The sequence below is a fragment of the Limosilactobacillus difficilis genome, assembly GCF_947387495.1.
GTDB lineage: Bacteria > Bacillota > Bacilli > Lactobacillales > Lactobacillaceae > Limosilactobacillus > Limosilactobacillus difficilis.
This window is the reverse complement of sequence record NZ_CANDNU010000015.1, coordinates 17,738-39,200: the sequence shown is the minus strand read 5'-3', so window position 1 is coordinate 39,200 and position 21,463 is coordinate 17,738. Positions and strand designations below refer to the sequence as shown.

General features: G+C 48.7%; 21 protein-coding genes. All 21 read right to left on the bottom strand.

All coding sequences use genetic code 11. The features are described 5' to 3' along the window. Positions 1–110 precede the first annotated feature (110 nt). Positions 111–2,051 carry a copper-translocating P-type ATPase gene (locus QOR82_RS04555; protein WP_283583589.1) on the bottom strand — a complete coding sequence of 647 codons (1,941 nt, stop codon included), beginning with the start codon at positions 2,049–2,051 and terminating at the stop codon, positions 111–113. Then, on the bottom strand, positions 2,051–2,422 hold the full coding sequence (locus tag QOR82_RS04550) for a cupredoxin domain-containing protein (RefSeq protein ID WP_283583586.1): 372 nt from the start codon (positions 2,420–2,422) through the stop codon (positions 2,051–2,053). Before QOR82_RS04550 ends, QOR82_RS04555 begins: the two co-directional genes overlap by 1 nt. 129 nt (positions 2,423–2,551) lie before the next feature. Continuing rightward, complete coding sequence (locus QOR82_RS04545; protein ID WP_283583585.1) at positions 2,552–3,541, bottom strand: ribose-phosphate diphosphokinase; 990 nt, start codon at positions 3,539–3,541, stop codon at positions 2,552–2,554. A 49-nt stretch (positions 3,542–3,590) separates the two neighbouring features. Continuing rightward, positions 3,591–6,080: an SF1B family DNA helicase RecD2 gene (recD2, locus tag QOR82_RS04540; protein WP_283583584.1), complete on the bottom strand. Its 2,490-nt coding sequence runs from the start codon at positions 6,078–6,080 to the stop codon at positions 3,591–3,593. Further along, a complete protein-coding gene (locus QOR82_RS04535) occupies positions 6,070–6,756 on the bottom strand; it encodes a tetratricopeptide repeat protein (RefSeq protein WP_283583588.1) in 687 nt (228 codons plus the stop codon). Before QOR82_RS04535 ends, recD2 begins: the two co-directional genes overlap by 11 nt. A 19-nt stretch (positions 6,757–6,775) precedes the next feature. Continuing rightward, the gene (locus QOR82_RS04530; protein WP_283583583.1) at positions 6,776–7,435 is read right to left on the bottom strand and encodes a histidine phosphatase family protein; all 660 of its coding nucleotides are present in this window, start codon (positions 7,433–7,435) and stop codon (positions 6,776–6,778) included. 136 nt (positions 7,436–7,571) lie between these two features. Next, a complete protein-coding gene (gene mnmA, locus QOR82_RS04525; RefSeq protein WP_283583582.1) occupies positions 7,572–8,702 on the bottom strand; it encodes a tRNA 2-thiouridine(34) synthase MnmA in 1,131 nt (376 codons plus the stop codon). Between the two features lie 105 nt (positions 8,703–8,807). Then, positions 8,808–9,149 carry a cysteine desulfurase gene (locus tag QOR82_RS04520; protein WP_283583581.1) on the bottom strand — a complete coding sequence of 114 codons (342 nt, stop codon included), beginning with the start codon at positions 9,147–9,149 and terminating at the stop codon, positions 8,808–8,810. A 5-nt stretch (positions 9,150–9,154) separates the two neighbouring features. Next, on the bottom strand, positions 9,155–10,306 hold the full coding sequence (locus QOR82_RS04515) for a cysteine desulfurase family protein (protein WP_283583580.1): 1,152 nt from the start codon (positions 10,304–10,306) through the stop codon (positions 9,155–9,157). A 6-nt stretch (positions 10,307–10,312) separates the two neighbouring features. Continuing rightward, a complete protein-coding gene (locus tag QOR82_RS04510) occupies positions 10,313–11,011 on the bottom strand; it encodes a 5'-methylthioadenosine/adenosylhomocysteine nucleosidase (protein WP_283583579.1) in 699 nt (232 codons plus the stop codon). A 15-nt stretch (positions 11,012–11,026) separates the two neighbouring features. Beyond that, positions 11,027–11,431, bottom strand: a complete 405-nt coding sequence (locus QOR82_RS04505; RefSeq protein WP_283583578.1) for a hypothetical protein — start codon at positions 11,429–11,431, stop codon at positions 11,027–11,029. Continuing rightward, a complete protein-coding gene (locus QOR82_RS04500) occupies positions 11,424–11,972 on the bottom strand; it encodes an NUDIX domain-containing protein (RefSeq protein ID WP_283583577.1) in 549 nt (182 codons plus the stop codon). Before QOR82_RS04500 ends, QOR82_RS04505 begins: the two co-directional genes overlap by 8 nt. Next, complete coding sequence (locus tag QOR82_RS04495) at positions 11,972–12,187, bottom strand: cold-shock protein (RefSeq protein ID WP_283583576.1); 216 nt, start codon at positions 12,185–12,187, stop codon at positions 11,972–11,974. The genes QOR82_RS04500 and QOR82_RS04495 overlap by 1 nt, the downstream gene beginning before the upstream one ends. Positions 12,188–12,314: 127 nt before the next feature. Further along, on the bottom strand, positions 12,315–15,110 hold the full coding sequence (gene ileS, locus QOR82_RS04490; RefSeq protein ID WP_283583575.1) for an isoleucine--tRNA ligase: 2,796 nt from the start codon (positions 15,108–15,110) through the stop codon (positions 12,315–12,317). 288 nt (positions 15,111–15,398) lie between these two features. After that, entirely contained in the window at positions 15,399–16,184 is a 786-nt protein-coding gene (locus QOR82_RS04485) for a DivIVA domain-containing protein (RefSeq protein WP_283583574.1), read from the bottom strand. A gap of 21 nt (positions 16,185–16,205) precedes the next feature. After that, positions 16,206–16,991 carry a YlmH family RNA-binding protein gene (locus tag QOR82_RS04480; RefSeq protein ID WP_283583573.1) on the bottom strand — a complete coding sequence of 262 codons (786 nt, stop codon included), beginning with the start codon at positions 16,989–16,991 and terminating at the stop codon, positions 16,206–16,208. Positions 16,992–17,007: 16 nt separating this feature from the next. Then, entirely contained in the window at positions 17,008–17,277 is a 270-nt protein-coding gene (locus QOR82_RS04475; protein WP_283583572.1) for a YggT family protein, read from the bottom strand. Positions 17,278–17,301: 24 nt separating this feature from the next. Further along, positions 17,302–17,712: a cell division protein SepF gene (locus tag QOR82_RS04470; RefSeq protein ID WP_283583571.1), complete on the bottom strand. Its 411-nt coding sequence runs from the start codon at positions 17,710–17,712 to the stop codon at positions 17,302–17,304. Between the two features lie 64 nt (positions 17,713–17,776). Further along, the gene (ftsZ, locus tag QOR82_RS04465; protein WP_283583570.1) at positions 17,777–19,075 is read right to left on the bottom strand and encodes a cell division protein FtsZ; all 1,299 of its coding nucleotides are present in this window, start codon (positions 19,073–19,075) and stop codon (positions 17,777–17,779) included. 18 nt (positions 19,076–19,093) lie between these two features. Beyond that, on the bottom strand, positions 19,094–20,461 hold the full coding sequence (gene ftsA, locus QOR82_RS04460) for a cell division protein FtsA (RefSeq protein ID WP_283583569.1): 1,368 nt from the start codon (positions 20,459–20,461) through the stop codon (positions 19,094–19,096). A gap of 139 nt (positions 20,462–20,600) precedes the next feature. Continuing rightward, entirely contained in the window at positions 20,601–21,449 is an 849-nt protein-coding gene (locus QOR82_RS04455) for a cell division protein FtsQ/DivIB (protein WP_283583568.1), read from the bottom strand. Between the last annotated feature and the right edge of the window lie 14 nt (positions 21,450–21,463).

The following is a 21,463-nucleotide window of genomic DNA, read 5'->3' as shown; positions in this document are numbered from 1 at the left end:
CATACTTATATTTTAAAGGAAAAGAGAGACGAATGAAATCCGAAGGATTTATCCATCTCTCTTTATTATTAGGGACTTATGTCACAGCCCCTTTTTTGTGGATAACTTCTTTAATTAGCAGCTATTTGCAAGTTAGCTGAACGCAGATGAACTTGGTTAAGTAATAATGACGAAGTGACAACAGAAACGGAAGAGAAGGCCATCGCTAGAGCCGCCAACTCTGGACTGAGCTGAAGCCCCCAAGCGATGAAGGCCCCGGCAGCAATTGGCACCCCAATCAAATTATAGAAGAGTGCCCAGAATAGGTTGAGCTTAATCCGGGAGAAAGTCTTGCGGCTCATTTCAACCGCCTGCAAAACCCCAACGAGATCATTTTTTACCAAAACAATGTCCCCAGATTCAATCGCAACCTCAGTCCCCTTGCCCATGGCGATGCCGACATCGGCCATCGTCAAAGCTGGTGCATCATTGATTCCATCGCCGACAAAGGCAACCCGACCCGCTTGCTGCAAAGCAGCCACGTGGTCGGCTTTTTCGTTTGGTAGGATATCGGCAATAACCTGATCGATACCAATTTCTTTGCCAATTTGCTTCGCGACCCGTTCATTATCGCCGGTCAGCATCACCGTCTTGATGCCGATAGCTTTCAATTGGGTCATGATTGCTTTGGATGAAGCGCGCGGCGCATCTTGGATTCCCAACACACCGATGACCTGATCGCCCACACCAACCATGATCACCGTTTTTGCCTCGTTTTGCAACTTAGCCGCAGTTGTCTTCATTTCGGAGCCAAGAGTGTTTCCCGCTAACCGAACATTGCCAGCAAAGATTCGTTGCCCATCGAGTCGAGCTTCAAGTCCTTGACCAGCGATAGTATTGAAGTCAGCAACATCCTTCGTAGGGACCTTAGCCGTCAAAGCCGCTTGAACCACCGCCTTTGCCAACGGGTGATCTGAATTGGCTTCCAGAGCATTGGCCACCGTTAAAACACGCTGCCGATCACCGATGATATCGGTCACGACTGGCCGACCGTTCGTAATTGTCCCAGTTTTATCAAAAACAATGGTTTTGATATCATTCATAGTTTGGAGGGCCTGACCGTTCTTAATCAAAACCCCCAACCGGGCAGCCCGGCCAGTTCCTACCATCAGTGCTGTTGGGGTCGCCAAGCCGAGAGCACATGGACAGGCGACAACGAGGGTTGCTACCGCAAATAACATCGCCTTCGTTGCCGACACTCCGATAATGGCGTACCAAACTGTGAAGATCAGAATAGCGATGATCAGAATCGTCGGAACGAAGATTCCTGAAACGCGGTCAGTCAGCTTTTGAATTGGAGCATGGCTCGTCTGTGCCTGCTTAACCATCTGGACGATCTGGGCAAGCATCGTGTCCTTGCCGACTTTGGTAGCCCGGACGGTGATCGCACCGTTGAGATTAATCGTTGAGCCGACCACCGGGTCACCGACGCTTTTGGCAACCGGCATGCTTTCCCCTGTGACCATCGATTCATCCACCGATGTTCGACCATCGACAATCTCGCCGTCGACTGGAACTTTAGCTCCGGGACGTACCTTCAGTAAATCTCCGACAACAACTTCGTCTAAAGGTACCCGCACCAGTTTGTCATTGCGGATGACATCGGCTTCTTTGACCTGCAGCTTCGTCAGCTTTTTTAAGGAGTTAGCGGCCCGCCGGTGCGATTGCTCTTCTAACATATCGCCAAGCATGACAAAGACAGCGATGAAAGCCGCACTTTCAAAGTAAACTGGCCGCTTGGTAAACATGGCGACAAGACTATAGAAGTAAGCCACTCCGGTCCCAACAGCTACTAAGGTATTCATGTTCGCTAGGTGATGACGAAAAGCGCTCCACGCACTCTTCCAGTAAGGCCAGGCCCCAATCATCATGATTAAGCTGGTGGTAACCAGGGCAATCCACCGGTAAGCCGGCATCATCCAACCGAACAGCATCCCGACCATCTGTACGAAAAGCGGAAGCGTCAGTACCAAGCAAGACCAGAAACGTTGAGTGCTATTGAGATGCTTCATCATTTCACAACTACCTTTCCGTGGAACATATCCATCCCGCAGGCAAAGTTAATCTCACCAGCTTTGTCGGTCGGAATCTCAACCTCGGTAAAACGCTGCTTGGTCAGGTCTTTGTCAACACCAAGTGAATCGAAGACGATGTGTGACAAGCAAGCAGTAGAATCCTGCATGTCAAACTTGAGCTTAGCTGGCACACCCTTTTTTAAAATGACGGTCGACGGTGAATAACCACCCTTAACGACCACGGTGGATTCCTGCTGGCCGTTCTTAATCTCCGAATGGCCGGCCTCTGTCGTGTGTTTGCCGAAAAACCACCATAAGATCGCAACAATGAGAGCGAGTGCGATAATGATCGTTAAAATTTGTGTCATAAGGAAAACCTCCGTTTTTATGTTTACAAATGTAATCATCAATTTATAGTGTAGCACTATGTTTACATCTGTCAACGTAGACTCAATAAAAAAACTGGCTTCTTTTCGAAACCAGTAGATAAACATTATTTATAGATCCATCGTTCCCTGGAAAAGCGAGTCAATGGATTGGTGGTTATGGTTGCGAACAATTGCTTCTTTCAACAGCGACGCCACTGAAATGACTTGTAGCTTATCTATCTTCTTATCGTCAGGAATCTTGATGGTGTCGGTAATAACCAGTCGTTCCAATGGTGATTGCTCAATAATATCCGTTGCATTGGCTGAAAAGACCGCGTGGGTAGCCGCAGCTGACACGTCAAGGGCGCCAAACTTCTTTAAAATCTTGGCCGAAACTGACAGCCGCGTCCCCGTATCCACAATATCATCAACAATAATACAATTCTTCCCTTTGACATCCCCGATAACAGTGTCAGCAAACTGACTCTCGTCCTGACTGCCTTCATGTTTGTTATCATCACGATTATCGATGATGGCAATCGGGGCGTTGATAAATTCGGCAAATTTACGGGTGAGAGAAACCCCTGCATGGTCTGGAGCTACTAAAACCACATCATCAGTAAGATGATGCTGAATGAAGTATTGGACCAACAGTGGTGCAGCAATCAGGTGATCAACAGGAATGTCAAAGAAGCCCTGAACCTGTGAAGCATGAAGATCAATCGTAATCAAACGGTTGATCCGGTCCATTTCTAGTAAGTTGGCAACCAGCTTAGCGGTAATTGGTTCACGCGACCGCGCTTTGCGGTCCTGGCGAGCGTAACCATAGTACGGCATGACCACGTTGATTTCCGCTGCACTTGCCCGCCGCAGGGCATCAACCATAATCAGCAACTCCATCAAGTTGGTGTTGACCGGATCAGAGACGGACTGAATCACATAAACCTCACAGCCCCGGACACTGTCCTCAATCTCTACCGAAATTTCGCCATCCGCAAAGTGGCTAACCTTGCACTTGTTGAGTGGCAAGCCCATCTTGGCCGCTACCTGGCTGGCCAATTCTGGGTTAGAATTCAGGGCAAATAAGCGAACTTTATCGGCATTTTCAATTGTACTCATTTTCTTGCTCCTCACCATGATTGGGAAATAATCTTACGCTCCTATTGTATCATCTTTCATCCTTACTGCGACACCGGATCGGGAAAGTCTCAATTTTTTTGAAGTCGCTGGGTTTCAATTTTCCCATCCCAATCATTGGGTCAATTTCGTGATTATTGACCATCTCCGCGGTCAGGCGGTAACCGGCAGCGCGAGGGACCAGAGCCGTCCGCACTTGAATTTTCGTCGCAGCTTGCTGGGTGTGTTTGGCAACTGTCTGATTAACGTTGGCCGCGGATTGAGCTTGACTGGCACTATCAGTTTGTCCCACGATCTTGGACCATGCTTGGGCCAAACGTTGGGGAAAGCTCGTTGCCCGATTGACGTCCGGTTGCGCTGTTGCAGCTTCAAAGGCCTGCTCATCGCCAACCATGATCAAAACCTTCGAGGCCCGGGTCACAGCAGTATAGAGCAAATTGCGTCGTAACATCTTCCGCTCGCTCATCAGTAAAGGTAGGATAACCATCGGGAATTCACTCCCCTGGGATTTATGAATTGAGACACAATAAGCAAGAGCCAGCTCACTCTTCCACTCAAAAACGTTGTAATGGACCTCGTGGCCATCAAAATCAACCGTTATCGAGGCGTTCTGTCCCCGTAAGACAGGGTCAGTATCCTTGCTTTCGATAATTCTAATAATGCCCATGTCACCATTAAAAACTTCCTTGTCGGTATCGTTGGTGGTCTGAATGACCTTATCACCAACTTTAAAGACCTGGTCGTTGTCGCGCCCAAAGATTACCTTTGCGCTCCCATCACTGTCGGGATTTTGAGCCGACTGAACAAATTTGTTAATCTCGTTAATCCCACCAGTCACCCGGTACATTGGCGCCAACACTTCAATATCATTGAGATCAAAGCCCTGCTGCCGGCCCCATTTGACCAGATAGTTGACCGTGGCTGCTATTTGGTAAGGATTGCAGCGGACAAAAGAGCGATCCGCTTGATGAACAGCCCATCCCTCGGGAAGCTGTCCCTTGTTGATGGCGTGGGCAAAGGAAACGATCGTCGAATTAAGATCCTGCCGGTAGATGTGGTCGAGTCGAATCTTCGGCAGTGGCGCAAAATTCAATAGGTCACGGAAGACTTGACCAGGACCCACGGACGGCAATTGATCGGCATCCCCCACCAGCACAAAGGTAGTTTTCGTTCCTAAGGCACTCGTTAAAGCGTGAAAAAGCAGGCTATCAACCATGGACATTTCATCAATAATTACCAAACGTGCCTTGATCGTCTCTTTAACATCCATCTGATTCGGCAGTTCACGGCCCGTCAAGCCGAGCACGTGGTGAATGGTAAAAGCATCCATTCCCGTTGCTTCTCCCATTCGCTTGGCGGCCCGGCCAGTCGGTGCTGCGAGAGTAATGTCCTTCTCCCCACAGCCATAACAGGCCATAAAAGTATCGATGATCGCACGGATAATCGTCGTCTTACCCGTCCCTGGACCACCAGTAATCAGAGCCAGCGGCTGTTGGAGGGCGAGCTGAACAGCAGCTTGCTGCTGAGCATCAAGATTAAAGCCCAGGCGTTGACCTTCCTTCTTTAGAGCCTGACGTGCTTCTTGATCAGACACAAAATGACGCGCGGCCCCAGCCTTTTGAAGACTAGCTAAGTCCGCAGCTGCCTTTTTTTCCGCATCATAAAGGGGCTTGGGATAAACCTGGTCATGATTATTGATATAGAGCAGGTTCTTTCCTTCCCGTCCCTGTAAAATTTCTTCGAGCTGTCCTTGCAGATTGCGGTCACCCAGCAGCTGAATAGTCCGCTCAATTAACTGCTGACGTGGACAATAACTACCACCTGATTCCATTGTCAAATGGTAAGCCGTCTGGAGAAGAGCTGCGGCCAAGCGTTGCGAACTATTAGCAGCAATTCCCTCTTTTTTGGCCAATTCGTCTATTTTAGCAAAGGTCAAGCCAAAAATTTCTCGTATCAGACGGTAAGGGTCTTTTTTTATAACCTTCATCGCTTGATCACCAAAGCGGGTATATAATTCCCGCGCCTGGTTAGACGTGAAACCAGCTTGGATGACCTGCCGCACCACATAGTCCTCAGCACTCCCCAATTTTAGGGCAGCGAAAACGCGTTCCCGCTGTTTAACCGTCAGCTTGAGCTGTTCAAGACATGCCGGATTCTCGACAATTTTTTGAAGGGCGTCCTTTCCTAATTTTTTGGCGATTTTCTTGGCAACTGTATCACTGACATTGCGATCACGGAGATACTGCAGTACTTTCTCATATGATCCCCCACCGTTGACAAGGCGCCGATAAGACTTCACCCTGAACTGGTTGCCAAAACGCGGGTGCTTGACCCAACTGCCAATAAATTCATACTCTGCCCCCGCGCTGAGTTCACCAAAATTGCCGACGATGACGTCACCGCTCGAAAGGCGGATCACCTTGTAGTAACTGTCATTAGCTGAAAAAATCGACTGTTGCGGTTTGCCAGTGATGGTTTCCTGGTCCTCAGCAGTCGATTGATGGTTAATTCTACTTGTCATTATCGTCATTGCCCTGCTTACGTAAGAAAGTCTCAATGTCGGCAATTCGCTTCTCACTCTTGGCGTAATAATCAGGATTGAGTTGCTGCGCCTGGTCGAGGTAATAATGATAATCCTCGCCAAGAACCATTGCGACCAGGCCCCGATTGAACTGGGTATCCGCGCGTCCCGGGTGGTGCCGCAAAATCCGGTCATAATAACCACGTGCCTGCTCGAACTCACCCAGTGCTAGGAAGGAATCGCCCAAAACTTGGTTGATTTCAGCATCGTCCTGACGCAATTCGAGAGCCGTTAAGCCATAGGCCACCGCCTGCTTATATTGTTTTTCTTTCATATAGCTTTGGGCCATCATTAAGTAAGAATCGGCTTTTAGTTTCGGATCGTCAATCTTATCGTAGTACTCCAGCGCACTCTTAATCTTGCCGACCGTGTAATAGACGTTACCGAGCCCGTAATTCAACAGGTTAACTGCCTCCTGATCGCCCTTCTTTTCAAAGATCCCCAAAGCCTTCATAAAGAGTTCTTCAGCCTGGTCAAAGGACTTCAATCTGGTCAGCAGAGAACCCAAGTCATAATAATTATTTACTTGGTCCGGATGCTCATCGATTACACCGATCAAGCGGTGCACTAACTTATTGGTTTCGCGTTGGCGCTTTTCTTTTTCGTCGTTGGCCATCATTTCTGCCTCCCCACTGTTAAATCGTATCGGTTGGATCAACCTTCGTCTTGTGAAGGTAGTCCGTCTCGTTCCACACTTTTAGTTTAAAATGCTGTGCATCATCTGTCGTCAAGACAGTCGTCGACGTATTGGATAAGCCGCCCCGGTCTTTCAGGTGCGCTAAATCAACCCCCAACAGACCGTTTACACCGGCATTTAAAGCCGCCCCATGCGACACAATCAAGATGTTGACATCGTTTGGGTAGTTGCGCGCATACTCCCGGATAGCCGCCCCAAAACGCTTGATCACTGCTGAAAAACTCTCGCCCCCAACGATCCGCTCGTCATAGCGATCCGCATGGTAATGGAAGTTTTGTTCCACACCAGGCCATTGTTCTTCAACCTTTGTGAATTTCATTCCTTCCATTTTTCCGAGATCAAATTCACGCAAGCGACTATCAAAAGTCAACGGAATCTGGCCTGGCAAATCCTCCACTAAACACTCAGCCGTCCTGCGAGCGCGTTGAATCGGGCTGGCGTAAGCATGAACAAAGGGAATCGGCGCCAAAAACTTGGCCAGTAAAGCAATTTCATGATAGCTCTCCGGCAGTAATGGTGAATCACCGTGCGCTCCCTGATAACGTGATTGCAGGTTCCATTCCGTTTTTCCGTGCCGGATAAAATAAAAATTGGTCATTATGACGCCTAAACTCCTTCCAACATGCATTCACGTTCTATGATAACAGAGTTTGATTGATTCGGGGACGAATTTTGCGAGATGTCTTCGGCTTGTAACATAAAAGGAATGGCCCTTTCGGTACCATCCCCAATTCTTAGACGTATTGCAATTGTTTGCTGTCATTATAAGCCCGGTCAATGATTGCGCTCCCTAAGCACTCATCGCCGTCATAAAAGACAACCGCTTGGCCCGGCGTAATAGCCCGGGCAGGCTGATCAAACCTTACCGTCACTTTGGAGCCTTCGATTTTAACTGAAACCCCAACATCCCTTTGCCGGTAACGGAACTTGGCTGTACAGTGAAATGCACTACCGTAACGGCTAACTACATCATCAACCCAGTGAATGTCACTGGCCTCCAGGTGGGTAGCGTAAAGAGTCGGGTTGTCATACCCCTGACCAACGTATAGAACATTCTTCTCCTGGTCTTTGCCAACCACAAACCACGGCGCATTGCTGTGGCGGTTACCGCCGAGGCCGAGCCCCCGCCGTTGACCGATCGTGTAGTACATCAAACCCTGGTGTTGGCCAACTACCTGGCCATCCAGCGTTTCCATCTTACCGGGTTGGGCAGGTAAGTAATGGCTGATGAATTCGCGGAAATGTCCATCCTCCCCGATGAAGCAAATGCCCACCGAATCTTTCTTGTTTGCCGTCGCCAATCCAGCCTCACGGGCAATTTCCCGAACCTGGGGCTTGGTGTAGCGGGCAAGCGGGAACAGCACCCGATCCAGTTGTTCATGGTCTAACTGGCTAAGAAAGTAAGTCTGATCCTTATTTTGATCCTTGGCCCGCATCAGGTGCATGTTGCCATTGTCATCCCGCTTCAAATCAGCATAATGGCCAGTGGCAATGTAATCGGCCCCTAATTGCTTGGCATAATCTAAGAAGGCTTTAAACTTGATTTCCTTGTTACAGATAACGTCGGGATTCGGCGTTCGGTCCTTCTTATATTCATCGAGGAAGTAAGTGAAGACGCGGTCCCAGTACTCTTTTTCAAAATTGACCGAGTAGTACGGAATTCCAATCTTACTTGCTACCTTGGCAACATCTTCATAGTCAACTGTCGCGGTACAAACACCATTTTCGTCAGTATCGTCCCAGTTCTTCATGAAGACGCCGATAACGTCATAACCCTGGCGCTTCAGCAAAAGAGCAGTGACGGATGAATCGACACCGCCACTCATCCCGACAACAACCCGGGTATGGCTATGGTCCTTTGTCATATTATCACCATCATTTCGTGTGAATTCTGTTCATCAACGATTGAAGGTCGCGATGCCAGTGCCACTAATTGTAGCAGTCAACGCGACCTTCTTTCAAGATTTTGCTTACTTTTTGTCAAAAATATGGCGTTCCACCATTTCATCCAAAATGAAGTGATACTGGAGAACAAACTCAGCGGAGCGACTGCCCCGAAAGATATTAATCTTTGTCGTTCCTGGTCCGTTAACCGTCTCCATCTTAAAGCCGTCAAGCTCGGGCTTCACCCAGATCTTGAGCTTAGCTGCCGGACGGAATGGTGATTTGCGGTCCAAACTGCCTTCGTATTCAAAGGTACCCCGCCGCGACTTAGTAAAACCAAGGTCGCTCAAAGTGTACTCTTTGATTTGCGGACTAATGGAATAGGTGTCTGAATCTCCCGTTACTCGCACTGACCGACTGTATGGCATCCAAATCACCCCTTCTGAATTCGTTTGACGATTTTGGCGATATCGGCAACCAAGTCGTCAATTTGTTCTGCCGTATTCATCACACCAAATGAGATCCGAATCGATTCTTTAATCCGGGGACTGTCGGCTCCATACATCGCCGTCAAAACGTGGGAGGGCTCAACGTTTCCCGCTGTACAAGCTGAACCACCGGATACCGCAAAGCCATCCAAGTCCAAGTTGGCCTGCATAATCTCGGTCGGAATACCTTTGATCCAAAGGTTGAGCACATGGTTAAGATTATCAGGAGCAATCATGCCATTAACCGCAACGTCTACGCCCTGGGCGCGCAAACCATCGACAATTTGGTGTTTAAAGCCGTTATATTTTTGCTGCCGATGAGCCTTCTCCTCAGGTGTCAACTTTGCAACCGCCTTGGCAAAGGCTGCGATGCCAGGGACGTTTTCCGTTCCCGCACGGCGTTTGGTTTCCTGGTCGCCGCCCTTCACAAAACTTGGGAAGTCAACCCCCTGACGGCAGTAAAGAAAACCAAGCATCTTCGGACCGTTGATCTTGTGAGCCGACGTCGACAACATATCAATGTGGTCGCGTTTAACATCAATGTCAAGCAAACCATATGCTTGAACAGCATCGGTATGAAACCAAGCCTGGTGGTCCTGGAGCAATTCGCCAATTTCGTGAATCGGCATCACGGAACCGACTTCGTTATTGCCCATCATCACTGAAACTAAGATTGTCTGATCATCGAGGGCCGCTTTCAGATCATCCAGCGAAATAACTCCGTGTTCATCTACTGGCAAATAAGTAACCTTAAATCCCAGCTTTTCCAAGTGCTGACAAGGTCGCAGCACTGCTTCATGCTCAACAGCCGTCGTAATGATATGCTTGCCGAGTTTTTGCCGCGCTAGCGCCGTCTGCACAATAGCAGTGTTATCACTCTCGCTACCACCACTGGTAAAGACAATTTCGCTGTCGAGGGCGTTAATACTTTGTGCGATCACGTGGCGGCTATCTTCCAGCAGGCGCTTAGCTTCACGACCATAACTATAACCAGTAGAGGCATTGCCCCAACTGTGTTCCAGGCTGTCAACTAAAGTCTGGCGAACTTCTGGCAGCATCGGCGTCGTGGCAGCATTATCAAGATAGACTTCACTCATTGCCGACTAAGCCTCCTTTAAATTAGCAAACATTGTCAGCAGCATTTTAGCTGACCGCCGTCCGGCATCAACGATAAATTGATCAAAACTGACACCCGCGTCATCATCACCAGTATCTGACATTGCCCGCACCACGACGTAAGGAACATGGTGGTCATTAGCAACCTGACCCACTGCCGCACCTTCCATTTCGGCGGACAAAGCATCTGGAAAATGCTTCTTGACCTGGGCAACAGCGTCATCACTAGCTACGAACTGGTCACCAGAAACAATCAAACCCTTTTTCACGTTTAAATCCGTTTGTTGGGCAGCTTGCATCAAGCGCTCCACCCAGAGCGGAGACGCCTTGAAAACGGCCGGCTGCTGTGGTAATTGACCGTAAACGTAATTAAAAGCCCGAGCATCGACATCGTGATAAGCAGTCGTAGTGGAAACCACGACGTCACCAACGTGGAGGCCATTACCAATTCCGCCGGCCGAACCGGAATTAATCACCACGTCAGCTCCAAATTCGCTGATCAGATGCTCAGTTGTAATTCCAGCCTCAACCTTGCCAATTCCAGATTCAACAAGCACTACTTCATGGCCTTTAATGGTACCCTGATGATATTCTTTATCAGTCAAGATCGTAACCTGATCGTTGTCCATCGCTGCCAGCAAATCCTTAATTTCTTCTGGCATCGCACAGATAATTCCGATTTTCATATAAAGATCCTCTTTCTAATCTACCAAGAATAGTATTAAATAGACGGCAATAATCAGTAGAACCAAAACAACAATCGCAATATTTAACCGCTTGCGTAAACGGGCCGTTTTGGCCGCTGTGGTTGCTGCCTTCTCATCTTTTTGCTGGTCAGCACGCGTCGGTGCCGATTCGTCCGCAGCATGTTCTGACTGCCCTTGACTATCTGGTCCCTGCACTTCAGAAAACGACGCTTGCCGGTCACGTCGATTGTGGTGAACTAAGCGGTCACCCTCATCTTCCAGGGGATCCACAAATCGCTCCCGCTGGCGTTTTAGCCATGACTTCGTTCGTTGGTTTGGGACTTGCTTTTTTTGGTACTTTGATCGCAATTGCTGCTGACGGTATTTTTCACGCGTCAGTGAGTCCTCGTGATCATTCATTCCGTAACCCCCGCAGATAGTAAATTGCCAAGATCGTTTTAGCATCCGTGATTTCTTCGTCTGCAATCATCTGGACACCCTCCTTGACGCTGATCCATTGCAATGCCAACTTTTCGTCAGCATCCTGAGGCAGCTTTTGCTCCACCGGTTTGACACCTGTTGCTAAAAACATCGTCAAGTATTCGTCAGTAAAACCGGGTGAACTGTAACAGCGGCAAACTTTCTTTAAATTAGCGGCCTGTAGTCGGGTTTCTTCATTCAATTCCCGCTTAGCAGCTACCAGCGGGTCTCCGTGATCGCGATCATCCACCTTGCCAGCCGGGATTTCCAAAATTGTATCATGGAGCGGTGACCGCCATTGTTTTACAATCGCCAAACGGCCCTGATCATCAACCACAATCAAACCAACAGCCGACGGGTGTTTGACAATTTCCCTGCTGGCCTTGGTCCCCATCGGCGTCTCTACTTGTTCGACGTCAACCCGCAACAGATGACCACTAAAAACAGTTTTGGAACTCAATGTCTTTTCTTCAAAATTCATCAAGCTTCCCCCTCACGTAAAATATGGACTCGCGCTGCCTGCGGACCGCGCTGTCCCTGAACAACTACTAAGGAAACAATATCATTAGCTTGCAAACGCTGCCGATCTTGGCGCGTGATCCCCCGGGCATGAACATAAACGTCCGGCTCGCCGGGGATCGTAATAAAGCCCCAGCCCTTATTTGGATCATATTTTTTGACCTTGCCGGTAAGCATGATTGTTCCTCCTCTTTAATTGCGTACCATGTTATTCTACACCGATCAGGGCCCGCTGTCACCGCTGAACTATCGAAAAAACGGGCTGCATCCAGAGAACACAGTCCGTTACTTTATAATTTTCGTTTTATTTCTCTAAGCCCGTTTCAACGGTTTCTGGGAAAGATTCCCGGACAATTTTGGCACAACGAGCACAGAGCGTTGGGTATGCTGAATTGGTCCCAACATCTTCTTTGGTCATTCGGCAACGCTGGCAAACTTCACCTGGTGCTTTGCTGACTTTGATGGCTGATTGATCATCAAAAGTCGTAGCATCTGCAGGTGTTTCGCTAGCATCATGGATAGCAAGGGCTGAAACACCCAGAACTTGACCAATTTCAGTTCCTAACGCCTTGAGCAGTTGCTGTTGCTTATCTGTCAGGTAAAGATCAGCTTTAGCCTCCAGCGACTTACCGATCAACTTCGCACCACGCGCGTCTTCTAAGGCTTTGAGGACGTGCGAGCGAAGCTTCATGAAACGATCCCACTTATCAAGTAGATCTGCTTCGCCAGCAAATTGCCGTGGTTCAGGAATCGTAGTCAGCTGAACAAAAGATTCTGGTTCATCCATGTATTCCCAAACTTCTTCGGTCGTGTGCGGCAAAATTGGCGTCAGCAACTTGACCAGGGTCTTCAGGTATTCGTAGAAGACTGTCTGCATTGAACGCCGTTTCAGTGAGTTAGCCGGTTCAATGTAGAGAACGTCCTTAGCGACATTCATGTAGAAAGCGGAAAGGTCATTGTTGACGAAGTTGATCAAGAGCTTATAAGCACTCAAGAAGTCATAGCTGTCCATGTAGTCACGCATCGACTTCAAGAAGTGGTTGAGCTTGACCAACATGTACTTGTCAACTTCTTCTAGTTTGTCATAAGATACGGTATTTTCTGTCACATCGAAGTCGGCCACATTAGCAAGCAGGAAGCGGAAAGTATTCCGCAGCTTCCGGTAGGATTCCGAAATTTGTTGGAAGGATCCCATCGAAACCCGGACGTCAGCGCTCGTGTCAACGGACATTACCCAGAGCCGGATAATATCAGCCCCGAATTGATCGATCACCTTTTCTGGAGCAATGACGTTCCCCTGTGACTTCGACATCTTGTTGCCGCGCTTATCCAGGGTGAAGCCCTGGCTTAGCAGCCCCTTATATGGTGCATGACCACTGAGGACTACGGAAGTGATCAGACTGGAATTGAACCAGCCCCGGTACTGGTCAGAACCTTCCAGGTAAAGGTCTGCCGGGTATGTCAGGTACGGCCGTTCGGCGAGAACCCCTTGGTGAGAAGAACCAGAATCAAACCAAACATCCATAATGTCGGTTTCCTTTGTGAACTTGCCGTGTGGTGAGTGTTCGTTAGAATAGCCCGCTGGCAAGAGATCCTTGGCATCGCGTTCAAACCAAACGTTGGACCCGTACTTGCGGAACAGATCAGCGACGTGATTGAGGGTTTCATCGGTCATGATCGGCGTCCCGTCTTCAGCATAGAAGATCGGCAGAGGAACTCCCCAAACCCGTTGCCGGGAGATGACCCAGTCGCCACGGTCCTTCAACATGTTGTAAAGTCGAACCTTACCCCATGACGGCTTGTAGGAAACTTCATCAACGGCCTTTAAGATCTCGTCACGCATCTTGTCGATCGAAACGAACCATTGGTCAGTTGCCCGGAAGACGATCGGTTTCTTGGTCCGCCAATCAAATGGGTAGGAGTGCTTGAGCGGTTCCTGCTTGAGCAGGGCTTGGTGCTCTTTCAGCAGTTTCAGAGAAATATCGTCAGCCTTCTGGTAGAAGACGCCGTCAAATTCAGGGCCGTTCTCCTTGGTCAAGACCCCTTGATCGTTCATCGGAGCAAAGACTGGCAAGTTATATTTCAGTCCGAAATGATAGTCATCATCCCCGTAGCCAGGTGCGGTATGGACCAGCCCTGTCCCGGTATCATCGGTCACGTAGTCGGCCAGGCCAACCAACAAGTCACGGTCGAGGTACGGATGCTGAGTCGTCAATCCTTCTAAATCCTTACCGGTAACGTGCTTTTCGATCGCGTAGTCTTCCCAACCAAACTTCTCAGCCAGCTTGTTCAGCAAAGTTGCAGCGACCACGTACTTGCGATCACTTCCTTGTGGTTTCACGACTACGTAGTCGAATTGCGGGTTGACTGCCACGGCCTCAGAAGCCGGAATCGTCCATGGCGTCGTCGTCCAAACGACCAGGTAAGTATCGTTGTCGAGCACGTCCTTGCCGTCCTTGACTTGTTCGGTAAAGAAAGCGGTCTTGGCAACAACATCGTGGTATTCCACTTCCGCTTCCGCCAATGCGGATTCAGATGACCAGGACCAGTATACCGGTTTTTTAGCCTGGTAGAGTAAGCCCTTATGAGCAAAGGCAGCAAACACTTTAACCTGGGCCGCTTCGAATTCCTTAGCCAGGGTCAAGTAAGGGTGGTCAAAGTCACCGGAGACTCCCAGCCGTTTGAAGTCCTTCATTTGTTTGTCAACCTGTTCCAAAGCATACTTCCGGCAAAGGTCGCGGAAATCAGTGGTAGACATCTTCTTGCGGTCATGGCCAGCCTTGGTCAACTGGTGTTCAATCGGTAAACCGTGGGTATCCCAACCAGGAACGTAAGGTGCCCGGTAACCAGTCATCGACTTGTAACGAACAATGAAGTCCTTGGAAATTTTGTTCATGGCATGGCCAATGTGGATATTGCCGTTTGCGTATGGCGGGCCATCATGGAGAACAAAGGTTGGCAGACCTTCGTTGAGTTTTTGTCGTTGTTCGTAAACTTTGTTTTCTTCCCAGATCTGTTCACGTTTTCCTTCAGTCTGTGGCAGCTTGCCGCGCATCGGGAATTTCGTCTTACCCAGGTTCAACGTGTCTTTAACGCGCATCAAATCACCCTTTCTATCAACTTTTCCTGCTTAAAATAAAAAGCCCCGTCCGCACAGGGACGAAGCTTTTTCGTGGTACCACCCAAATTTAGAGGATCAGAGATCCTCCCTTGGTCATTGATTAACGGTAATGAACCGGCACGACCTCATTGAATCGGCCACACATTCGGAGATGATCTGGCAACTGGCTGCGATGCTAAACTTTCACCAATCTTTAGCTCGCTTGTGGGCAGTGGACAGTCACCCGCTGTTCTCCTCATCATTTTAAGCTAGAATATTTTAGCCAAACTAGTCCTTATCATCATCGTCCGGGAAAATCACAACGGTCTGGTTAGCATCGCTGTTTGAAGCGGTACTGTCGTCAGCGGCGGTCTGATCATCTGCAGATTGATCACTTGCTGCAGATGTCAAATCAGGGATAACCGGGGCATCATCTTGAGCAGAATCTGCCGAATCTTCCTCAGTCGCGGAAGTAGGATTCATCTGACTTGGTGTTGATGATTCTACACTCTGAGCTGAATCTTTGTCAACCCGACTGCCGAGAATCTTCTGAATTTCATCGTATTTACTGAGGTCATCATTGGCCAGCAGCGAGTCCCACTCGTCACTCTTCACCACTTCCAGTTGTGATTCCAACATCACTTGCAGCCGTTGCCGGAAAATCCGGGTCTGTTTCTTCAGATCGTTGGTTTCTGTAGTCAGCTTGCGAGTATCGTTGGCACTCGCTTCGACAACCTGGTTGGCTTTATCGTTGGCTTCAGAAACAATGTCCGTTGCTTGCTTCTGCGCCTCCCGTACGGTAATCTCTGCTTCACGCTTGGCATTATTTTTAACCTTGTCAGCTGCTTCTTGAGCCACCAAGATTGATTTGTTGAGTGAATCCTTCAGTTCAGTAAAATACTTTAACTGCTGCTGGCTGGCCTTGTTCTCATCCGTCAGTTCCCGATTTTGATTTGTCAAATCCGTGATGGTTGCGGCAACTTCTTCCAAGAACTTGTCAACTTCTTCGGGGTTGTAGCCCCGCAGCTTATTATTAAACTGCTTATTTTTAATGTCGTCTACCGAAATAGTCATAATCTATCCTCCAGCTTAAATCTAAGCGTGCACCACCGCTAATGCTACACGCTCTTTCCCCTTCCTTGTGTTTCCGTGATCCTCTTTCAAATAAAGCCGCCCGGCATGACGGACAGACATCAAGTCGTGAACCGACAGGAGGTAATCAGGACGATCAATCGTCTCCCAGTTCACCCGGACCAAGCCGTGCTCAATAATTGTCTTGGCCCGGTTGCGGGAATAATGGAAGCCCGCTGCCACGACACTGTCAAGCCGCAAGGAAGTAACCGTCGTCGCAACATCTTCCCAGTCAGTAACCGGCCGGACAATCTCGTCCAAGTCCGCTAATTTCATTTTGACGTTGATTTTACCAATCTTTTGGACCTGCTGGCGCACGTACTCTGCCATCTGCTTGCTTAAAACAACCTGCCAGACATCACCATCGTGCAAAATGTCACCGAAAGCGTTGCGCTTCAATCCTTTGCTCAACAGGGTTCCTAAAATCTGCCGGTGGTGCAGCTCGCTAAATTTCAACGGATAATCGACGTTAATCAACTGCAGCTCAAAATCACTCTCTGCCGGCTGATAATAAGTCGGGAAAAAGAGCATCCGTTGCATTTCGGCCCCTGACCAGCCGCCATTCTCCTGGACTCGCACTTCATCGACGCGATTCGCCATCGTTTTCGCGATGTAACGCTGCCGCGGATTAAGAAACTCGGTTAAAACTGGTCGGTATTCATTTTGACATGTTGCCAGCCAGTCATCGACCTGGTCAATAAAGGGGGCTTCGTCAGGCCGAAAATGTTGTTTAATATTTGAATCAGCCATCGTTACCCTCCCCAATTTATATGTTCGTTAGCAGCATTCCCAACGCTCGGATTCCATACTGAACCAAATACAAAACCCCGATGGCAACGACGGGTGAAAAACTGACACCGCCGATCGCCGGGATAAAGTTAAAGAATTCCATATAAGGCCGGACAATGCGCTCCAGTAAATCGCCGAGGCGACTTTGCCGAGCTCCTGGGAACCAAGACAAAAGACACCAAATGATAATCAGCCAAATGTAGAGGTTGATTAGCTCATCCAACGTTCGAACAATAAAGGCGATCAATTAATCACTTCCGTTTCCAAATCGTTAAAGGTTGCTAGCCTGGTCTGTTGAAGCTTGTGTCGAAAGTTCACCTTCGACGTCAAAGTTGCGCGGGGTACACAGGAAAATCTGCTCTCCGACCCGCTTAATGTTGCCGTCGATGGCATAAACAGTCCCGTTTAAAAAGTCAATCAGACGTTTGGCTTCTCCGCTGTCCATCTGCGTGAAGTTGATAATGACAGCACGATTAGCCAGCAATTCGTCCGCAATCTCTTGAACATCAGAGTAAAGCCGTGGCTGGTAGAGCGCGATCTTGCTGTTTTCCTTCACCGCGTGTGGGCCATGCATTGCCACTACTTTCCCGTTCGAATTATTAACGACGGCTTCCTGATTGTTTTCCACGTTGTCATATTCTTCGTCAGGGTCGCCAAAGAAGTTACGCAAAAAATTTGCCATCTACTATCTCCTCCTTAAACGCAAGAAGGGGCTGGTCAAAATGATCGCCCCATTGTTGAATTACTTAGTGACGATTCCGGTTCTTGAAGAACGGCGGCTGTGACAAGTTGTCGCCATCGCCATCATCATCGTTGCCGTCGTCACTGCCAAAGACGTTAAATTCCGGTTTTTCGACATGCTTGAATTCATTGTCCGCATTACCGCGCTCATTGTTATTAGCTAATGACGGCTCATTCCAGCCATCAAATGGATCCTTGTGGATTTGCGTCTGGTTTTGGTTAACCCTTGTTTGGTCTTCCGGGGCAACGTTTTGCTTATCAGCTACTGATGCTTGCTCAGAACTTGCTACCACCCGGTGATTATTGGCGCCGCTGTCCTGGGCTGCCTTCTGCTGCTGTTTGGACTTGTCAATACCGGTTGCGATCACAGTGACCCGCACTTCATCGCCCAGATTTTCGTTCATCGCCATCCCGAACGTAATGTCAACATCGGTGTTAGCAGCTTGCTGAATAACCGTCGAAGCTTCCTGAGCTTCGTACATGGAGAGATTCTTTCCACCAGTGATGTTCATCAGCACGTGTTCAGCCCCGTCGATGGAAACTTCAAGCAATGGGGAAGAAATGGCCTTCTTGGTAGCTTCCGCAGCCCGGTTTTCGCCGGTAGAAGAGCCAATTCCCATCAGAGCAGAGCCCTGGTTTGCCATCGTGTGACGAATGTCGGCAAAGTCCAGATTGATGTACCCAGGATTGGTAATCAGATCAGAAATCCCTTCGACCCCTTGACGCAATACGTTGTCGGCTTCCTTAAAAGCGTCCATCATCGGTGTCTTCTTGTCGATCATTTCCAGCAAGCGGTTATTGGCCACAACGATCAAAGTGTCGACATTCTTCTTTAATTTGGCTAAGCCTTCCGAGGCCAGCTGTTCGCGCCGACGGCCTTCAAAACTGAACGGGCGGGTCACAACCCCAACCGTCAGGGCTCCCGAATCCTTAGCAATTTTAGCGATCACCGGGGCTGCACCAGTCCCGGTACCACCACCCATGCCGGCAGTAACGAAGACCATATCTGCACCCTCAAGAATTTTCGTGATTTCACTTTCGGATTCCTCAGCGGCCTTGTCGCCAACTTCGGGATTCGAACCTGCCCCGAGTCCCTTGGTCAATTTTGGTCCCAATTGAATCTTGGTTTGGGCCTGCGAAGCATCAAGGGCCTGGAGGTCGGTATTAGCAACGATGAAATCAACGCCGCTGACCTTTTCAGTGATCATCCGGTTGACAGCATTGCCGCCACCGCCGCCGACCCCAATAACTTTGATCTTAGCGCCCTCGTTTTCATTATTCAAATGTTTCAATTCATTGTTCATTGACTTACCCTCCAGAAATTAATCAAAGAAATTGCTAAAGAATCCGCGGATGCCGCCACTCTTCCTGGGTGTTTCATTGCGCTGCCGCTTTTTTTCAACGTGGTCAGCACGCGGAGCTGGTTGCCGGCTTGGCTTTTCTGGTTGCCGGACAAACTGATTTTGGTTTGCTGCTTTGGCTGCTGATTTCCGTGCTCGCGGCCGACTAACCATTGCGTCGTCATCGCGAACAATCTGCTTAATCAGACGTTCCACATCGTTTAGCCGGCTTTCGTACATTGCCAGTGACAAAACAACGTCGTAACCAGCGTGGCGAACTCCCATTTGTTGTGGTACAAACTGCTTAACGGTACCCGCAAAGTAATCCCTAGCTAATTCTTTAACACCAGGTAGTGAGGACACGCCGCCGATCAGGATCACACCACCCGGCAAATTGGGAGCGTGGATAGCTTCCAAACGATCACTAATTCGTTTAAAGATCTGTCGTACCCGTGCTTCGATGATTTCAGCCAAGTATTTTTCGCTGCAAGTTCCTGGTTCGGATTGGCCGACTTTAGCCACTTCGATCTCAACGTCTTCATGGGCCAACCGACTATCCGCATAACCATGGTCCTTTTTTAACTTCTCCGCATTTTTTAGTGAAGTATTGAGAACCGTCGAAATGTCCTTAGTGATGTAATAACCACCTTCCGGATCAACATATGTGTACTTCAGTTGGTGATCATGGATGATACTGGCCGTCGTTTGGCCACCACCCATGTCAATAACAAGGGTTCCGAAGTCTTGTTCTCCATCACTCAGGAGGTTAAAGCCGGTTGCGATCGGGCTGACCACCATGTCGCGGATCTTAAAGCCCGCTTTTTCGACAGCCTTTTTCGTGTTATGGACAATTGTCGTCGGGCCACTGTATAACAGTGCTTGCATCTCTAACCGAACCCCAACCATTCCGCGAGGATCTTTGATACCGTTAAAACCATCAACCGTAAATTCCTGGGGAACAAGGTCGATCACTTCACGTTCAGCCGGAACGTTTTGGGCAAGTGTTGCCCGGGCTACATCAACAACATCTTCGTTAATGATTTCGTGTGACTGGCCCTGTGAAGCAATGGTAATCATGCCATGCACATTTTTTGTCTGCAAATAATTAGCTGGTAGGCCAACCACTAAATCGGTCACGTTCACCCCAGATTGTTGGGAGGCAACAGCGACGGCAGCTGAAATTGCCTGTGCAGTCTTATCGATGTCTACGATGACTCCGTGGTTAAGCCCATTTGACGGTTTAACCCCGACCCCGACAACCTTTAATTGTCCCTTGACGTTTTCACAAATAACGGTCTTGATTGAGGTGGTCCCAATATCTAACCCGACGTAGACTTTTGAATTGTCCATCCCGGAACCCTCCTAAAAACATTTTTAATAGCGCATTTCGCACTATAAATATACATACATAGATTTTAACACATATCAACTTTGTGAAATGATAATTTATTGCTTTTGCCAGCCATAATTACCAATTCATTATCAAACTTTATTTGTTCTTATTATTTCCGTACGGGTAAGAGTAAGCACCCACCTGCAAATTGACTACCCCGTTGCCATTCATCGTCGAAACAATTGACGGATAGTAGCGCATCTTTTTGCTTAAGGTCGGAATATTTGCGATAACTAGGTTGCCATCGTTCATATAGAGCTTGACCCGTTCGGGTGATGATTTGGTCGGCGCCAACTGCACTTCCGAAATTCCTTCCCGGATACTTCGTGGTAGATCACCGATCTGACAGGCAGTCTTCCGCAGACAGCCCGCATGTCCGCCAAAATTGGCGTAGGTTACGTAGTTAGAAGCCTGACCATGAATCGGGGCTTGATTGCCATTAGAAAGAAGGTAATGCTGCTGATCATTAATGGTGACCAGGCCGATAATGCTGTTCTCTTTTATGGTTACCACAACAGAACGGGGACCCGTCGCCCTAATCCGAACCGACTTAATCTGATGGTTGCGTTTTTGGGCCTGGGTCTGGATCTTATTAGCATGATCGACCAGGCCCCAAATGTAGCGCCCCTTATGAACTCCAGTCGCTTCTTGGATGGCAGAATTCTTCACTTCTTGGTTACCCTTGATTTGGACATTTTCCACCTTGCTGAGCGGTGAAACAACGTAAAGCGCAACGAGTAACACTACTAAAAAGGGAATCACAAGTGACAAGACACGGTGACGATTAGCCGCTCCCCGGACCGCCTTAATTCCCTGCATATTCTCCCCAATATGCCGAGCTGAATGTTCAGCTTCATGCTGACGCAACTGCTTATTGCGCTGCTCAATCGTGCTTAAACGCCGGGTATAGCGAGAATTATCGTTGTTACTGTCCTTGCGACTCACGACCAATCCCTCCT

Bases quoted from the DNA above. Each gene is read 5' to 3' on its own strand.
- QOR82_RS04510 (WP_283583579.1), bottom strand. From the start codon at position 11,011: ATGAAAATCGGAATTATCTGTGCGATGCCAGAAGAAATTAAGGATTTG.
- ileS (WP_283583575.1), bottom strand. From the start codon at position 15,110: ATGCGCGTTAAAGACACGTTGAACCTGGGTAAGACGAAATTCCCGATG.
- QOR82_RS04545 (WP_283583585.1), bottom strand. From the start codon at position 3,541: ATGAGTACAATTGAAAATGCCGATAAAGTTCGCTTATTTGCCCTGAAT.
- QOR82_RS04505 (WP_283583578.1), bottom strand. From the start codon at position 11,431: ATGAATGATCACGAGGACTCACTGACGCGTGAAAAATACCGTCAGCAG.
- QOR82_RS04550 (WP_283583586.1), bottom strand. From the start codon at position 2,422: ATGACACAAATTTTAACGATCATTATCGCACTCGCTCTCATTGTTGCG.
- QOR82_RS04500 (WP_283583577.1), bottom strand. From the start codon at position 11,972: ATGAATTTTGAAGAAAAGACATTGAGTTCCAAAACTGTTTTTAGTGGT.
- QOR82_RS04495 (WP_283583576.1), bottom strand. From the start codon at position 12,187: ATGCTTACCGGCAAGGTCAAAAAATATGATCCAAATAAGGGCTGGGGC.
- QOR82_RS04520 (WP_283583581.1), bottom strand. From the start codon at position 9,149: ATGCCATACAGTCGGTCAGTGCGAGTAACGGGAGATTCAGACACCTAT.
- mnmA (WP_283583582.1), bottom strand. From the start codon at position 8,702: ATGACAAAGGACCATAGCCATACCCGGGTTGTTGTCGGGATGAGTGGC.
- recD2 (WP_283583584.1), bottom strand. From the start codon at position 6,080: ATGACAAGTAGAATTAACCATCAATCGACTGCTGAGGACCAGGAAACC.
- QOR82_RS04515 (WP_283583580.1), bottom strand. From the start codon at position 10,306: ATGAGTGAAGTCTATCTTGATAATGCTGCCACGACGCCGATGCTGCCA.
- QOR82_RS04480 (WP_283583573.1), bottom strand. From the start codon at position 16,991: ATGGCTGATTCAAATATTAAACAACATTTTCGGCCTGACGAAGCCCCC.
- QOR82_RS04535 (WP_283583588.1), bottom strand. From the start codon at position 6,756: ATGGCCAACGACGAAAAAGAAAAGCGCCAACGCGAAACCAATAAGTTA.
- ftsZ (WP_283583570.1), bottom strand. From the start codon at position 19,075: ATGAACAATGAATTGAAACATTTGAATAATGAAAACGAGGGCGCTAAG.
- QOR82_RS04530 (WP_283583583.1), bottom strand. From the start codon at position 7,435: ATGACCAATTTTTATTTTATCCGGCACGGAAAAACGGAATGGAACCTG.
- QOR82_RS04470 (WP_283583571.1), bottom strand. From the start codon at position 17,712: ATGGCAAATTTTTTGCGTAACTTCTTTGGCGACCCTGACGAAGAATAT.
- QOR82_RS04555 (WP_283583589.1), bottom strand. From the start codon at position 2,051: ATGAAGCATCTCAATAGCACTCAACGTTTCTGGTCTTGCTTGGTACTG.
- QOR82_RS04485 (WP_283583574.1), bottom strand. From the start codon at position 16,184: ATGACTATTTCGGTAGACGACATTAAAAATAAGCAGTTTAATAATAAG.
- ftsA (WP_283583569.1), bottom strand. From the start codon at position 20,461: ATGGACAATTCAAAAGTCTACGTCGGGTTAGATATTGGGACCACCTCA.